The sequence below is a fragment of the Nocardia anaemiae NBRC 100462 genome (assembly GCF_001612725.1).
In the GTDB taxonomy this organism is placed as follows: domain Bacteria; phylum Actinomycetota; class Actinomycetes; order Mycobacteriales; family Mycobacteriaceae; genus Nocardia; species Nocardia anaemiae.
Genome location: NZ_BDAZ01000004.1, coordinates 61635 through 75628, shown reverse-complemented (window position 1 = coordinate 75628; position 13994 = coordinate 61635). Strand labels below are relative to the sequence as shown.

At 65.4% G+C, this 13994-nt stretch carries 14 protein-coding genes; 8 read left to right on the top strand and 6 right to left on the bottom strand.

Features of this window, described 5'->3' with window-relative positions; all coding sequences use genetic code 11:
- The first annotated feature begins 58 nt into the window (after positions 1 to 58).
- From NA5_RS03710 to thpD, 5 genes are all read left to right on the top strand, one after another.
- Entirely contained in the window at positions 59 to 769 is a 711-nt protein-coding gene (locus NA5_RS03710; RefSeq protein WP_062981899.1) for a response regulator, read from the top strand.
- Between the two features lie 149 nt (positions 770 to 918).
- Entirely contained in the window at positions 919 to 1503 is a 585-nt protein-coding gene (gene ectA, locus NA5_RS03705; protein WP_062981897.1) for a diaminobutyrate acetyltransferase, read from the top strand.
- Positions 1500 to 2768 (top strand): diaminobutyrate--2-oxoglutarate transaminase, encoded by a 1269-nt coding sequence (gene ectB, locus NA5_RS03700; RefSeq protein WP_062981895.1) that lies wholly within the window; start codon positions 1500 to 1502, stop codon positions 2766 to 2768. The genes ectA and ectB overlap by 4 nt, the downstream gene beginning before the upstream one ends.
- Before the next feature lies 1 nt (position 2769).
- Positions 2770 to 3168: an ectoine synthase gene (locus NA5_RS03695; protein ID WP_062981892.1), complete on the top strand. Its 399-nt coding sequence runs from the start codon at positions 2770 to 2772 to the stop codon at positions 3166 to 3168.
- A gap of 8 nt (positions 3169 to 3176) precedes the next feature.
- Positions 3177 to 4052, top strand: coding sequence for an ectoine hydroxylase (thpD, locus tag NA5_RS03690; protein ID WP_062981890.1), 876 nt, complete (start codon positions 3177 to 3179; stop codon positions 4050 to 4052).
- 94 nt (positions 4053 to 4146) lie between these two features.
- On the opposite strand, the gene NA5_RS03685 is transcribed toward thpD, so the two are convergent.
- The 6 genes from NA5_RS03685 to NA5_RS03655 all read right to left on the bottom strand — a co-directional run bounded on the left by NA5_RS03685 (position 4147) and on the right by NA5_RS03655 (position 11802).
- Entirely contained in the window at positions 4147 to 5412 is a 1266-nt protein-coding gene (locus tag NA5_RS03685) for a hypothetical protein (protein ID WP_062981889.1), read from the bottom strand.
- Positions 5409 to 5630 carry a hypothetical protein gene (locus NA5_RS03680; protein ID WP_062981887.1) on the bottom strand — a complete coding sequence of 74 codons (222 nt, stop codon included), beginning with the start codon at positions 5628 to 5630 and terminating at the stop codon, positions 5409 to 5411. The genes NA5_RS03685 and NA5_RS03680 overlap by 4 nt, the downstream gene beginning before the upstream one ends.
- Before the next feature lie 153 nt (positions 5631 to 5783).
- Complete coding sequence (locus NA5_RS03675; RefSeq protein ID WP_062981886.1) at positions 5784 to 8057, bottom strand: serine/threonine-protein kinase; 2274 nt, start codon at positions 8055 to 8057, stop codon at positions 5784 to 5786.
- 324 nt (positions 8058 to 8381) lie between these two features.
- A complete protein-coding gene (locus NA5_RS03670) occupies positions 8382 to 9752 on the bottom strand; it encodes a tetratricopeptide repeat protein (RefSeq protein ID WP_062981884.1) in 1371 nt (456 codons plus the stop codon).
- Between the two features lie 91 nt (positions 9753 to 9843).
- Positions 9844 to 10365: a hemerythrin domain-containing protein gene (locus tag NA5_RS03665; protein WP_063813169.1), complete on the bottom strand. Its 522-nt coding sequence runs from the start codon at positions 10363 to 10365 to the stop codon at positions 9844 to 9846.
- A 399-nt stretch (positions 10366 to 10764) separates the two neighbouring features.
- Positions 10765 to 11802, bottom strand: coding sequence for an ABC-2 transporter permease (locus NA5_RS03655; RefSeq protein ID WP_062981880.1), 1038 nt, complete (start codon positions 11800 to 11802; stop codon positions 10765 to 10767).
- A 74-nt stretch (positions 11803 to 11876) separates the two neighbouring features.
- On the opposite strand from NA5_RS03655, the gene NA5_RS03650 reads away from it, so the two are divergent.
- The 3 genes from NA5_RS03650 to NA5_RS03640 all read left to right on the top strand — a co-directional run bounded on the left by NA5_RS03650 (position 11877) and on the right by NA5_RS03640 (position 13944).
- Positions 11877 to 12305, top strand: a complete 429-nt coding sequence (locus NA5_RS03650) for a MarR family winged helix-turn-helix transcriptional regulator (RefSeq protein ID WP_084483856.1) — start codon at positions 11877 to 11879, stop codon at positions 12303 to 12305.
- Between the two features lie 77 nt (positions 12306 to 12382).
- The gene (locus NA5_RS03645) at positions 12383 to 13462 is read left to right on the top strand and encodes an NAD(P)H-dependent amine dehydrogenase family protein (protein WP_062981876.1); all 1080 of its coding nucleotides are present in this window, start codon (positions 12383 to 12385) and stop codon (positions 13460 to 13462) included.
- On the top strand, positions 13459 to 13944 hold the full coding sequence (locus NA5_RS03640) for a carboxymuconolactone decarboxylase family protein (RefSeq protein ID WP_062981874.1): 486 nt from the start codon (positions 13459 to 13461) through the stop codon (positions 13942 to 13944). Before NA5_RS03645 ends, NA5_RS03640 begins: the two co-directional genes overlap by 4 nt.
- Positions 13945 to 13994: the final 50 nt, after the last annotated feature.

Sequence of the window (13994 nt, the reverse complement as noted above, 5' to 3'; positions counted from 1 at the left end):
TATGGGTACGCGAGTCTCCGCGTCGCGTCGCGTCCGCGTGGCTGCAAGGGATGAGGGCTTGACCGCAAACCTGATGATCGTTGACGACGACGAAGTGATACGTGGCGCACTGCGTACGGCCATGGAAGACGAGGGTTACGACGTTGCCGAGGCACATGAGGCCGAGGACGCGCTGACATATCTGCGCAGCAATGGCGCTCCCGATGTGATGATCGTCGAGCTGATGCTCGGCGACATGGACGGCTTCGATTGCATCAGGGAGATCCGCCGCGAGCACGATGTCCCGATCATCGTGATCAGCTCCCGCGATGACACCCATGATGTGGTGGCCGCGCTGGAGGCCGGTGCCGACGACTATGTCACCAAGCCGTTCGAGATCAAGGAGATCTCCGCGCGCATGCGGGCGCTGCGTCGGCGCGCGCGCCTGACCATGGAACGCGAAGCGCCGCGCGAGGCCGTACTCGACGCGCACCCCGACGCACCACTGGTGCTGGATCGCGACGGCGGTGCGGTGCGCCGCGGTGAGGACGAAATCCGGCTCACCATCACCGAATTCAAATTGCTCTGCGAACTCGCCGAATCGCCTGGACGGGTGCTCAGCCGCAATGTCCTGCTCGAAAGAGTATGGGACGACGGCTTTTTCGGCGATGAGCGGATCGTCGATGTCCATATGCGCCGTCTGCGCACCAAAATCGAGCTCGACGCCTCCGATCCGCGCATCGTGGTCACCGTGCGAGGTCTTGGCTACCGACTCGATCTGCAGCACTGAGCCTGTGACCGAACGCGCAGTGGTACCGAAGTGTGACGCTGCCTGCGGTTGTGATCTTTTCGTAATACAACCGCAAAGAGATCGACAGGTTCACCTCAAAGTTGCTTCGTAAGCCTGGATAAGTACTGCAGACCCGACCAGGGAGACGTATGTCACTGCACACCTTGTCCACCACGACAATCGAGCCGTCGGTTACCGAATACCCTTCGGCCGTACCGATTTCCGGGCCGCACGCGCAGCCGGTGCTGCGTCCGCCGAGAGTCGGCGACGCGGCCCAGATCTGGCGTATCGCCAAGGATTCGGAGGTTCTCGACACCAATTCCAGCTACGCCTACCTGCTGTGGTGTCGTGATTTCGCGAGCACCTCGGTGGTTGCCGAAGTCGGTGACCGGGTTGTCGGATTCGTGATCGGCTACCTGCGTCCGCAGGCGCCGGAGACGGTATTCGTGTGGCAGGTCGCGGTCGAGCACGAACAGCGGGGACGCGGCCTCGGCACCGCGCTGCTGGACGCGCTGCTCGACACCGTGGCCGGTGCCGGTGTCTCGGCACTGGAGACCACCATCGCACCGGACAATCCGGCCTCGATCGCGATGTTCGCCTCGGTGGCGCGTCGCCGGTCGGCCGAGCTGACCAAACAACCCCTATTCGATTCCGCACTCTTCCCGGACAGCCACGCTGCCGAAGACCTCTATTTGATCGCCCCTACCGCCCGAAAGCAGGAGGATCGACGTTGATTACCGCCGAGACGACCATTTTCGAGGAGCTCGAATCCAATGTCCGTGGCTATTGCCGCGCCTGGCCGACGGTGTTCACCACCGCGTCCGGGAGTTGGTTGCGCGCCGAGGACGGGAAGGAGTACCTCGACTTCTTCGCCGGAGCGGGGGCGTTGAACTACGGCCACAACAATCCGGTACTCAAGCAGCCGCTGCTGGACTACATCGCCGGTGACGGGATCACCCACGGCCTCGATATGTCGACGGTGGCCAAGCGTCGACTGCTGGAAACCCTGCGCGATACCGTCTTCGCGCCGCGCGGCCTGGAATACAAGGTCCAATTCCCCGGCCCGACCGGTGCGAATGCCGTCGAAGCCGCGCTGAAGCTGGCCCGCAAGGTCACCGGACGCGAGACGATCATCAGCTTCACCAACGCCTTCCACGGCATGTCGCTGGGTGCGCTGTCGGTGACCGGCAATGCCGCCAAACGGGCCGGTGCCGGTGTGCCGCTGGTACACGCCGCGCATATGCCCTACGACGGCTACTTCGACAACACCACCGCCGACTTCCAGTGGATGGAGCGGGTGCTCGACGACACTTCCTCCGGTTTCGACCGGCCCGCTGCGGTGATCGTGGAGACGGTGCAGGGTGAGGGTGGTGTGAACATCGCACGCCCGGAGTGGCTGCGGCATCTGTCCGAATTGTGCACCGCGCGTGGCATTTTGCTGATCGTCGACGATGTGCAGATGGGCTGCGGCCGAACCGGCCCGTTCTTCTCCTTCGAGATCGCCGGTATCACCCCCGATATCGTGACGCTCTCGAAATCCATCGGCGGCTACGGTCTGCCGCTGGCGCTGGTGCTGTTCAGGCCGGAGCTCGACGTCTGGGCGCCGGGTGAGCACAACGGCACCTTCCGCGGTAACAACCCGGCCTTCATCACCGCACAGGCCGCGTTGGAGCACTTCTGGTCCGACGGCACGCTGCAGGCCTCGACCGAAGCCAAGGGGCAGCGGATCGGCGCGGCCCTGACCCAGGCGGCCGAGTATTTCCCCGGCATTTCGACGCGTGGTCGCGGATTGGTGCACGGCGTGGTCTTCGACGATCCCTCCCAGGCGGGCAAGGTCTGCCAGGTGGCCTTCGAGCGTGGGCTGCTGGTGGAGACCTCCGGTTCGCTGGACGAAGTGGTGAAGCTGCTGCCGCCGTTGACGGTCACCGACGAGGAGGTCGAGCATGGTCTACGGGTGCTGACCGGCGCGATCGGCACCGTTGTCGGACAGGAGCGTTGAGATGATCGTGCGCAGCACCGCGGAGATCACCGGCACCGAACGCGATGTCGCGGGCCAGGGCTGGCGCAGTAAGCGCATCGTGCTCGGCGGCGACGGTGTCGGATTCTCCTTCCACGAGACCAGCATCGAGGCCGGGACCGTGCACGAGTTCCACTACCGCCATCACGTGGAGGCGGTGTGGCTCATCGAAGGTGAAGGAACACTCACCGATCTGGATCACGGCGTCAGCTACGAATTGGCGCCGGGCTCGATGTACCTGCTCGACGGACACGAGCGCCACCGCCTGGAGGTGCGTACCGCCATGCGGATGATGTGCGTGTTCAACCCGCCGGTCACCGGGCAGGAGGTCCACGACAGCGAGGGTGTCTACCCGCTGGTCGCGGCCCAGGTAAGCGGATAGGAGGAGCAATGACGTTGGTGCAGACCGACGATCGCTACCCGACTCGGCTCGTCACGGCGGGCGAGCACCGGGAGCGGACCGATCCCACGCTCTGGGGCGCGGTCGATTCCGAGGAGCTGGCCTCCTTCGATGCCAATGGTTTCGGAATCGTCGAAGAGCTGTTGACACCCGACGAGGTCGCGGAGTTCAGTGCCGAAATCGACCGTCTCGCCGGTGATCCGGCGCTACAGGGTGACGACCGGGTGATCGTGGAGAAGGCCTCGAACCGGGTGCGTTCGGTCTTCGAGGTGCACCGGCTCAGCAGCGCGATCGCCGATCTGGTGCGCGAATCCCGGGTGGCCGGATTGGCCAAGCAGGTGCTCGGCTCGGATGTCTACATCCATCAGAGCCGGGTGAACTACATGCCCGGCTTCCGCGGCACCGGTTTCTACTGGCATTCGGATTTCGAGACCTGGCATGCCGAGGACGGTATGCCCGCACCGCGTGCGGTCAGCCTGTCCATCGCACTGACCAACAATTACCCGATCAACGGCAGCCTGATGGTGATGCCCGGCTCGCACCGCACCTTCGTGCCGTGCACCGGCAGCACTCCGGCCGAGCATTATCGGGAGTCGTTGCAGGAGCAGGAGATCGGCGTCCCGACGCACGCGGATATCGATGCGCTGGCGAACCGGTACGGCATCACCCAGTTCACCGGCAGCGCCGGATCGGCCCTGCTGTTCGATTCGAACATCATGCACGGTTCGTCGAACAACATCACCCCGTTCCCGCGGTCGAATATCTTCCTGGTGTTCAACAGCGTGGAGAACACGCTGGTGGAGCCGTTCGCCGCCCCGGCCCCACGACCGACGTATATCGCGAGCCGGGACTTCACACCGGTGTAGTCCCCCATAGCGCAACCGGTCTCGGGCTGCCTCGCCCGAGACCGGTTGCGCGCGTGGACATTCGGTTGCACAGGGTGCGAATATGCATCGGATGTCAGCCGTAGATGTCCAACGTGACGGTCAGTGCGGCCAGGCGCGTCGCGAGTCCGAGATCGCGGGCGCGACCCTGGATGTCCGTGCGGTCGTCGGCGGGCAGTTCGGCCCAGAGCTCGCCGAGACGGGCCTGAGTGTCGGCATCTGCGACGGACAGGATCCGCAGCAGTGTCGACCACAACCGGCCCTCGGTCGCAATGCCGGGTATCGCGGTCAGCGTCGATTCGGGCAATTCCAGTAGCTGCGTACCGATTCGGCGTTGGATCTCGACATCGGTGCGCTCGACCAAGTCGAGTAGCCCACGCCAAAGAATCGGATCGCGCTGTCCCGCGAGCGCGGCCACCAGCGCCGCCGAATCCGCGGTGATCGGGTTGGCCGCCAGGGTGTCCAGTGCCGATGGGCTCAGGTAGGCGGTGAAACGGAGCATGTCCTTGATCGCGCCGTGCTCGATGAAGGTGGCGACGAGTTCGGTAATCGCTTCGGGCGAGCCGATATCGAGCAGGATATCGCCGAGTGCTTCGATCACATCCTCGTCGCAGCGGGCGAAAACCGATACCGCCGCCAAGCGCAGCTCGGTGGAACCGGCCAGGACGGTGGCGAGCATATGCGGTATCCGATCCAGCGGCCCGGTCAGCAGTTGACGCACGATCGCGCTGATATTCCTGCCGGAGTAGGCGTAGGCGGCAGCCAGGATCAGGCCTTCGTCATCGGGCACGCCCGCCTCGATGGCACGAACGAGTTGCGTCGTCGCGAAGCCGAGGAACGGTCCGGCGGTGACATAGTCCTTGCGGCGCATCAACTCGTTGGCGACCTGCACGACCGGTTCCGGCGGCGCGACATCGGCGAGTCGGCCGACCGTCTGCGGATCGATATACGGCGCGCAATCGGCGGCATATTTGGGATCCAGCATCCGGAGGGCTTCCGCGGCCTTCTTGGGATGTTCGATGCCGACCGCACCCGCGGCGCGTCCGCCCATCATCGGCGGCACGACCCGCTGCACCAGCGGTATCGAAATGCTCAGCGGAATTATCGGCACCAGCTTGCTGAGCCGCCCGAAGGTCACGGAGTGGTCGTCGAAGAGCACGCGCGCCATGCGTTGTTGCAGTTCGTGCAGTTGCTCGGCGCCCAATCTCCCCAAATGCTCCAGGCGTTCGACGGGGACATCCAGTGTGCGGGCCAGCAGAACCAGCTGCGCCCGGGTAACCAGGTCCGGCCCGCCCGTCTCCCGGCCACCACCGACCGAGTCACTTCGCGACGCTGTACTCATCCGAGCCGATTCCCGAACATGACCTTCTTCGCCGCGGTGCTCAACGGCCAGGGCAGCGCACCGACCAATCCGTCCACGGCCTCGGCGAGTCCGGCCGTCTCAGCTCTGCGCGCGTCACGGAACATGCTCAGCAATTCCGCCGACTCGGCCTCGGAGAGTTGATCGAGGGCCGCGACGGGGCCGCCCAGTTCCTGTTCGAGATCTGCTCTGGCGGTCATATTCGCTCCCGGTTCCCCAGTTCTCGCGCAATGACAGTGCACGAAGCACCTCTAGAACACATTGTGCAGTGCGGCATGGCCCCCCGGACCGGGTTGGCCGGTATCGCGCCGTCTGGCAATCTTCCGGCAAGCGTCGGGCTCTTGGCCTAACTGTTACCTGTGGGGGGGTTTGCGCACAAGCCGAGACGCGATGCGTTCCAGGGCGGCGAGGTCTTGTTCGAGCATCCGGAACAACCAGTAGATGGCGATGAAGGCCAGCGCGCTGCCGACGCACAGCACGCGCAACGGCACGATGACCGCCGGAATATCCTCGGCGGGAATGAAGGTCGCACCCGCGACGCCGAGCAGCGGTACGGCGGCGGCGATGGCGAGGAAGTAGGTGCTGCGGCGGTCGAGTTGGCGCAGTTGGGCGCCGTCGGCGGCGCCGAGTCCACCGTGCGGCAGGAACATCGGGTAGATGCTGCGCACCGCATAGAAGCTGACCAGGAAATATGGGTAGGCCATGGCGATCGCGCCGCACACTATCTGGGTGATGAAGAAGTGCACATAGGCCTCGGCGGTGAGGTGATTGCCGGAGACCTGCACCGAAACCGGGACTACGACCCCCGCCAACACCCATAAGGCGAAGCAGGTCAACACATTTCGGCGACCGAGTTGCAGCGCGTCGCTGCGGGCGAGTGCCAGCGTGGGCGCATCGTAGGACTTGCCCTTGCGTAGTCCGCGCGAGATGGACCACAGATCGACCACCAGCACATTGGTGACGATGACCCCGATCAGAAAGCAGATGCCGTAAGTGGTTACGGCGAACTGGTCGAATCGGTGCTGCGCCTGCTCGTCCAGTTTGGCGATGATGAGCGTGCGATTGTGGTTGTAGCTGTACAGGATTGCCAGCGCATTCGGGCCGCCGATGGCCAGCGCCATGATCGGGTGCATGAGTACTCGGGCCCGCAGTCGCCAACTGTGCGGCGGCGGGTCGACCAGGTCACGGGCGCGGGCGTCCAGGCAGACATCGAATTGCTGGGCCATATCCGCACCGCTTGCCCACCGTTTATCCGGATCCGGGTCGAGCGCGCGGACCAGTGCGCGGCGCAGCGCGGCCGGGCAATCGGCCGGAAGGTCCTGATACGGCAGCGATTGCGGACTGCCACAGCGGCGGTTCAACATGCCGTCGAGTGCGGTGCGATCGCCGCCGGTCACCGCATCGTCATCGAAAGGCTTACGGCCGGTGAGCAATTCCCACAGCATGACGGCCAAGGCGTAGAGGTCGCTGCGGGTGTCGAGGTCGGCGGCCGTCGTCGACATGTCGGGGTGCACGGCGGCCAGTTGCTCCGGTGACATATAGGCCAGCGAGCCGCCGAAGTAGGCGACCGGGCTGTCACCGGAGACGTTGCCGCTGAAGCTGATATTGAAATCAGCGAGTTTGGGGATGCCCTCGGCGGTCAGCAGCACGTTGGCCGGTTTGATATCGCGGTGCAGCACCCCGCAGCGTCCGGCGTAGTCCAGGGCCTGGGCCAGCCTGCGGCCGAGCCAGGCAATGGTCTCCGGCCAGGACAATTCGGCCAGTTCGGCGCGCACGGGCGATTCGCTGGGGCGGATCTCGCCTTTGTCGGCGAGGACGGAATCTATGACATCGAGCAGCAGCGCGCCGCAGCGTTCAGCCGCGGGTGTACGGCGCACCCGCTCGAGTACGGTGAACAGCGTGCCGCCCGGCACGTACTGCATATACAGCAGTCGCAGGCGACGGCTCGCCAAGACGCGCTGGTCGAAGACCCGCACGATGTAGTCGTGATCGAGTTGGGCCAGCGTCTGTGGTTCCGCGCCCTTGTCCTGGGAAATCTTCACCGCGACCAGTCGCTGCATGGAGCGCTGCCTGGCCAGGAACACCCGCGCGAACGCGCCGCGCCCCAGCCCGGTCATCAGGTCGAAGTCATCGATCTTCTGGCCGACGTCGATCTCGTCGAGATTCGCCGGGTCGGCGTAGACGGCCAGGAGAGTGCTGCGGTAGTCGTCGGTGGCCAGCATCTGCGAGAGTTGCTCGGCCTGTTCGGGATAGGCCGCGGTGTATTCCTCGACATCCACCGAGGCGCCCGCGCGCCTGAGGACGTGGAACTCCTCGTAGATGAGATCCGGCGGCAGCGGCCAGGTACGCAATTCCGGCAGCTCGTCGACGTATTCGGCGAGACGCTTCGGCTCGGTGCCGCGCATCCACCGGTTCGCCAGGTCGACCTTGATCAGCTCGATCAGCGACACCCGGCGGATAGCGGGGGAGTCCGGCAGAAACGCGGGCAGATCCGGGGGAGTGTCAGCGGCCCGCCAGGCTTCGGCGAATCGTTCGACGACCTCGGCGACCCCAGTGCCGCGTGAACCACCTGGCGAGCGGTCCGGAGCGACCGTCGCCCCCAGAACCGGCGGAGCGGGGTGCGCCATCTGCGCATCGTAGCTCCGCCGATACCCCGATGGCGGCCGAGTTGTTCAACTGATTTGCTAGCTGGAGGGTGAGCCAGCGGTCGGGGGAGACGAGGCCGACCGGCTCGTCGAGGGCGATTCCGGCCACGACGCAGGCCGCTCGAATCAGGTGGGCCGGATAGGCCCGGCGCAGCGTGGCAGCCAGGCAGCCGCCGAGACCGGAAATTTCGTCTGGCGGCGACGATCCGCGCGCCGACAATCCCGCTGCTTTGGGATGGACTCGACCTGCTCTGTTACGCGCTGATGGCCATCAGGGATCAACACCTCACACCGATCCGCTGATACTCAGCCGGAAGTTACCGATTGATTGTGTTCGTCGGTCTTCTCCTCCGCCGCGCAGGCGCGCCACATCTGGGCTTCGGCGTGGTTGCCCTGACGTTCGAGAAGCTCGGCGAGTCCGGTCATGGCGCGTGATTCGCGGCGTTCGGCCGCGGTACGCCACCAGCGCTCGGCATCGCCGAGTTCGCCACGATTGAACAGGACGACACCGAGGTCATAGGCCGCCCCGGCATGCCCGGCCTCGGCGGCCTGTGCCCATAGACCGCACGCCTGTTCCTCCTCGCCGCGGCCGAACATAGCGACGCCGAGATCGTAGAGGGCGGCGCGATAGCCGCGGTCGCCGTCCTTGTTCCGCTGCTGCGACTTCGGCTGCTCGGACTTCGGCGGTTCCGGAAGCGGGATATGGTCGGATTCCGCTGCCCGCTCCGGCACCTGCGCGGCAACCGACGGCTCCGCCAACCGGCTGCGCGCGGCTTGCAACGGCGTGGTCTGCTCGGCCGCCGGAAGTTCGGGACGGGCGAATGCCGTTTCCAGTGGTTCCGGAAACCGAACCAATTCGAGGTCCGGCGGTGTCGGTGGCGACTCGGGGAGGCGAGTCTGCTCTTGCGCGACGGGCATGGCTCGATGTGGCAGTGTCGGTGGCGGCTCGGGGAGGCGAGTCTGGTCTGGCGCAACCGGCACGGTCCGCTGCGCCGGTGTCGGCTGCGGCTCAGGAAGTCCAGACGGCTCCTGGGCAACGGGCACGGTTCGCTGCGGCTGTGTCGGTGGCGTCGGCTGCCCCGATCTTTCCTGGCGCGGTTCCGCGGGCTGCGACGGTTGTGGCGCTGGCTCGGGGGCGGCGGCCGCCGGGGCCGCGACGGAGGCGGCGGGCGAACTCGCGGTGTCCACCTCGATCACCAGGTTGGCGAAATTGGGCGGGCCCTCGCCGACGCTGCACCACAGGACGATCCGCCCGCTCGGTGGCTGTTCGATGAGGATGCCGTAGTTGCCCGACCAGGATTTCTGTGCGCCGAATCCGTCGACCCAGACCGGTGTCAGCGAGAACAGGGCACTCGGTTCGGTCGGGACCACCTCGAAGGTGACGCCGGTGGCGAGGGCATCGCTCCACACATCGACTCCGGCCAGACGTCTGCCGTCGATGCCGATATGCCCGTCGACCACCGACAACCCGATTCCGTGTCCGCGCAGACCCGCGGGCGGTGCCGCGGACAGCAACTTCATGGTGACCAGGATCGGCGCGGGCCCAACCTGTTCGGTGTACATCGGGTAGATCAGGCTGCCGTTCCAGGTGATCGGGTCGGCGGATTGATACCGGGCGGCCAGCGGTAGGTTTTCCGGCGAATTCTGGGCATACCAGTGCGAATACGGCTGATTCATATCGCGCCCCGACCTTTCACCGATGCTTCCTCGCCCCTGTCTACGCGGCCCGGCCGGTAATACCGTACCCGCCTCTGATCTAGTGGCTGTCTCAGTCCCGCGCCGAGCGCATGCGATCCAGCGCGAACGTGACGCCGAGAAGTTCCTCGCCCGTCCTGGTACCCATTTCGAGTCCGTCGAAAGCCTGCACGAGCCTGCGTTCCTCCCAGCGGAAGTGCGATTCCAGGACGGCGGCCAGTCCGTCGAGTTCGCGCCGTACGGTATCGGCATTGTCCGGCCTGATCGAGTCGAGCAGTTCGGTCAGTCTGCGCAGGATATCCGCGACCAGTTGGTGGTCGGTGCGCAGTTCGGCCAAAACCGGTGCCAATTCGGGGAACTGGTCGGCTAGTGCCGGGAACCCCACGGTGTCCTCGCCGGTGTGATGCCTGGTCAGCGCGGCGCAGAATGCGGTGCAGTGCGCGCGAAGTCGCATCGGCCGCGGCTCGGAACCGGTTGCATAGGCGGTGACATCCGCGCGGATTCTGCTGAGTTCGGTTCGCAGCCAGTCGTGTACCGCCACCAGTTCCTGTCCGAGGGCACGCGCTCGGTTTGCGTCGTGCTCGGTTGATGCCATAAATCGTCTCTCGCTCGAGGAAGACGCGCGAGCCGTGCGGCTCCGCGCAGGGTGCTGGAATGCAGTGGGGCATCAATGCCCCGCTCGACCTCAGTGCGAGCGCGAAGGTGGACGCACGGCGGACTCCTCGATCACGGTGCCTCCATGCCGATCGCCGTCCACCCGGCGCCGCCACGCGACACATTCATGATCTTGCACCCTGATATGCGCTTCCATCAACTCGGGTGACGTTGCGCGCCATGCGATATTGCAGACCGTGCCCGATTTGACGACGGCACGCATTTATATGTAACTCGCGGTTACATATAAATCAGGTTCTGCGGAATTCGAGTGCCAGAGCGGCGATGTGATCATCGTACCCGGTCCCGGCCCGCGATGCGACGTGACCGCGAAACGGCGTCAGACGCCGACCGCCTCTTCGATTTCCTCTTCGGCCGCTACCGGTCGCTGCACGCGCACCGCAGCGGCGGGGGCGGGGAAGTTATGCCGTTCATATCGCGCGGCGACCATCAGCGCTACCGCGCCGACGGCCAGCCACACGAACAGGCTCGCGATGCGACCGGCGAATCCCGCACCACCGGCGAAGTACAGCAAGCTGCGCGCACCCTCCACGAAACCCGCGCCGTTCCAGAAGGCGTGCAGCGAACCGAAGAAACCGTTCTGCAGTTCGGGCCGGTAAATGCCGCCGGAGGTGGTGAAGTTCAGCATGACGAACAGCACCATGAGTGCGAGCGTGGTCCAACGCTTCAAGAATGTATGCAGTCCGATGCCGACGGTGATGATGCCCGCCGAGTACAGCCAACCCATGGCCCAGATCGCCGCGTAGTCGTGGTCGACGATGTGGAAGACCGGTGCGGCCACCGCGATTCCGATAACGCTGACCACCAGCGAGGTCACCAGGCCGATCACCGCGCGCACCCGCATCGACAGTCCAGCGCCCGCCGCACCGATCGCGGCGACGCTGCCGTAGGAGCCGATGCTCAGGGCGACCAGCAGGAAGAACAGGCCCTGTCCGGTGGGGTCGCCGCTGGCGGTCCGGGTGATATCAGTGAGCGTCATCGGCATCCCCTGCGTCCCGGCGACCTGCCGGAACACCAATTCGACCGCCATGGCGGTGGTATCGGAATTCGCCTTGGCCACAAGTAGTTCGGGATGTCGCGGGTCGGGAATGTACGCGCCGGAGAGTGTGCGGTCGCGCAACTGCGCGGTGGCATCATCGCGGGTGGGCAGCGTGAGGACCTCGAGTGCGTCACCGGCCTTGTCCTTCATCGTCTGTGCCAGCACCATGTCCTGCGCGGATGTGCCGACCACCGCCACCTTCAGGTGATTCGGCTCGGGTTGATGGAACGCACCCAGATAGGCGAGCGCCATACCGAGACACATCAGCAGTGGGGTCAGCAGATGTCCGGCGACATGCCGTAGCTGGTGCGAACGCATGAGGGGGTCAACTCCTAATAGTTGGTAAATGCAACTATCACTGTTGTATCATACAACTGATGTATAGTGCAACCATGACCAGCGAACCGCGGAGCGCGGCGATCCATATCATCCAGCGCGAGCTGACCGCCTTCGCCCGGCGAGCCCGTGGCCGCGCCTCGGAGCTGCATCCGGAGTTGTCGCTGGTGGCGTCGAGCATTCTGGATCTGGTCATCGAGCGCGACGGTTGTCAGGCGACCGATCTCGCGGAGCATTTCGTACTCGACAAGTCCACGGTCAGTCGGCAGGTGGGGGCACTGGAGCGCTTGGGCTACCTGACTCGAGAGGTCGATCCGGAGAACCGGCGCAACCACATTCTGCGGCCGACGGGAGAGGGTCGGCGGGTCGCGGGGGCGGCCGAACGTCGTCGCCATCAGGAGTTCGCCGAGCGCTTGACGGCATGGGATGACGCCGATATCCGACGTTTCGCCGACTATCTGGTCCGCTACAACACCGGAAAGTAGTCGCGCGAATTCCCCAGCACCACTGCGTAATTCCGATTACCCCGGTCCCCGAACCAAGCGCTTGCTACGCTCACTCGATGATCCCCACGATCGTCTGGGGCACCGGCAATGTCGGCCGTGCGGCCATCCGCGCCGTCGACGCCCACCCGGCGCTGAAACTCACGGGCGTGCTCGTCCACAATCCGGATAAGGTCGGCCGCGATGCGGGTCGGCTCGCGGGGCTCGACTACGACCTCGGCGTCCCGGCGACCGCCGATATCGAGGTCGCCCTGGCCGCCGGACCTCGCGCGGTGGTGTACGCGGCGTCGGGTGATACCCGTCCCGATGACGCGCTCGCCGACATCGTCCGGGCCATCGAATCCGGCGCGGTGGTGGTAACCCCGGCGCTGTACGCGCTCTACGATCCACGCAGCGCGCCATCCGAAATGCGCGATCCGGTGCTTGCGGCCGTGGCGCGGGGCGGCGGGTCACTTTTCGTCTCCGGTGTCGATCCCGGCTGGGGCAATGATGTGCTGCCGCTGCTGATGAGCGGACTCGGCAGCAGCGTGGATGTGATCCGCTGCCAGGAGATATTCGACTACACCACCTACGACCAGCCCGATTCGGTGCGCTATCTGGTCGGCATGGGCCAGCCGATGGACTACCTGCCGCCGATGGTGGCGTCTGGCGTCCCGACCATGGTGTGGGGCGGGCAGATTCGATTGATGGCGCGGGCGCTGGGCGTCGAACTCGAGGAGATCCGCGAAACCCTGGACCGGCGCGCGCTCGACGCCACGGTGAGCACCGAGCGGATGGGTGAGTTCGCGGCGGGTACACAGGGCGCGTTGCGATTCGAGGTGCAAGGGATCGTCGAGGGCGAGGCACGCATCGTCATCGAGCACGTCACCCGGATCCATCCCGCCTGCGCGCCGGACTGGCCGACGCCACCGGACGGCGAGGGCGCGCACCGCGTGCTCATCGAGGGCCACCCGCGCATCGAAATCACCATCGAGGCCGCCGACGAGGACGGAAACCGTTCCGCGGGCGGCAATGCCACCGCGGTCGGCCGATTGGTGAATGCCATCGACTGGCTCGTCGACGCCGAACCCGGACTCTATGACGCGCTCGATGTCCCACTGCGTCCCGCAGTCGGCAAGCTCGGAAGGAAATATCCATGATCATCGACATCCCCGAGGGCAAGGACCCGATCGGTTACGTATGGGGCGAGATGGTGCCCGGCATCGGCCTGGCCGCCTCGAACTTCTCGCTGTCGGTGTATTCGCATTCGACCCTCGGTCTGCGCGAATTCGAGGCGGCGCGGCTGAAGATCGCCCAGGTCAACGGCTGCATCTTCTGCCTGGATTGGCGCACCGAACGCGACGGCCAGAAGGTGGAGCCCGAGTTCGCGGACGCGGTCAGCAATTGGCGCACCACCGACCTGTTCGACGAACGCACCCGGCTGGCCGCCGAATACGCCGAACGCTACGCCACCGACCACCACAATCTCGACGAGGAGTTCTGGGATCGAATGCGAGCCAAGTACTCCCAGACCGAAATCGTCGAATTGAGCATGAGCATCGGATCATGGTTGGCCTTCGGGCGACTCAACCATGTACTCGGCTTGGACGCGGTCTGCGTACTGCCCGGACATTCGACGTAGGCGAATGCCTTTGTCCCAGAGCTGACCCCGCGCCCTGGCCTGGGCGATCG

Excerpts from the sequence above, each read along its gene's own strand:
- NA5_RS03685 (WP_062981889.1), bottom strand. The coding sequence starts at position 5,412 with ATGAGTACAGCGTCGCGAAGTGACTCGGTCGGTGGTGGCCGGGAGACG.
- NA5_RS03645 (WP_062981876.1), top strand. The coding sequence starts at position 12,383 with ATGATCCCCACGATCGTCTGGGGCACCGGCAATGTCGGCCGTGCGGCC.
- NA5_RS03655 (WP_062981880.1), bottom strand. The coding sequence starts at position 11,802 with ATGCGTTCGCACCAGCTACGGCATGTCGCCGGACATCTGCTGACCCCA.
- NA5_RS03695 (WP_062981892.1), top strand. The coding sequence starts at position 2,770 with ATGATCGTGCGCAGCACCGCGGAGATCACCGGCACCGAACGCGATGTC.
- NA5_RS03675 (WP_062981886.1), bottom strand. The coding sequence starts at position 8,057 with ATGGCGCACCCCGCTCCGCCGGTTCTGGGGGCGACGGTCGCTCCGGAC.
- NA5_RS03665 (WP_063813169.1), bottom strand. The coding sequence starts at position 10,365 with ATGGCATCAACCGAGCACGACGCAAACCGAGCGCGTGCCCTCGGACAG.
- NA5_RS03680 (WP_062981887.1), bottom strand. The coding sequence starts at position 5,630 with ATGACCGCCAGAGCAGATCTCGAACAGGAACTGGGCGGCCCCGTCGCG.
- NA5_RS03670 (WP_062981884.1), bottom strand. The coding sequence starts at position 9,752 with ATGAATCAGCCGTATTCGCACTGGTATGCCCAGAATTCGCCGGAAAAC.
- NA5_RS03640 (WP_062981874.1), top strand. The coding sequence starts at position 13,459 with ATGATCATCGACATCCCCGAGGGCAAGGACCCGATCGGTTACGTATGG.
- thpD (WP_062981890.1), top strand. The coding sequence starts at position 3,177 with ATGACGTTGGTGCAGACCGACGATCGCTACCCGACTCGGCTCGTCACG.
- NA5_RS03650 (WP_084483856.1), top strand. The coding sequence starts at position 11,877 with ATGACCAGCGAACCGCGGAGCGCGGCGATCCATATCATCCAGCGCGAG.
- ectA (WP_062981897.1), top strand. The coding sequence starts at position 919 with ATGTCACTGCACACCTTGTCCACCACGACAATCGAGCCGTCGGTTACC.